We start from the raw sequence: 504 nt of genomic DNA, 5'->3' as shown, positions 1-504 counted from the left end.
GTTAGCTATACAAGGAGAATTTGGTGGTCGATTGGATCAAAAAATCAATGTCAAAAGGCATTTGGCACTCTCTAGCTGTAATCATTGTTGTTCTTGTGGCAGGCCCAGAAATCATGATGAGTATGGAGCTCATGGCAATGGTTGAGTTACTTGGTGCTTCAACATTTGTTCTAATGTATGTCTCAGGTTTAAAGTTGTTTTTTTCTAAACTTGTAGCTAAATATAAAAAATTTGAACGCTATTCTGTTTTCTTCATACCTTCGTTATCTACATTAAAGCAAATGCCTTCACTGGCTTTTCACGCAATACCTGAACGCACTTTTAGTATCTGCTTTTTTGGTTTTATAATCGTTAGTATGTTGTGTAATTACATAAATATACTTGTTGGTGCATAGTATAGCTAACAAGAGCCTTAATTCGCTCACAAGCTCGCTCGGACAATTAACAATGGGCTATTGTCGCTGCGCTCAATATTTTAGCCCATTATTAATCGCCGCTTAGGCA

The 504-nt window shown here is 36.9% G+C and carries 1 protein-coding gene; it reads left to right on the top strand.

Annotation, left to right across the window (positions count from 1 at the left end; all coding sequences use genetic code 11):
* Positions 1-23: 23 nt before the first annotated feature.
* Positions 24-395, top strand: a complete 372-nt coding sequence (locus J8L71_RS18375; RefSeq protein ID WP_211001804.1) for a hypothetical protein — start codon at positions 24-26, stop codon at positions 393-395.
* The last annotated feature ends 109 nt before the right edge of the window (positions 396-504 follow it).

This window comes from Pseudoalteromonas sp. MMG007, assembly GCF_018100985.1.
Taxonomy (GTDB): domain Bacteria; phylum Pseudomonadota; class Gammaproteobacteria; order Enterobacterales; family Alteromonadaceae; genus Pseudoalteromonas.
Note: the sequence above shows the minus strand (reverse complement) of the source record. Positions and strands in the feature narration are given on the sequence as shown.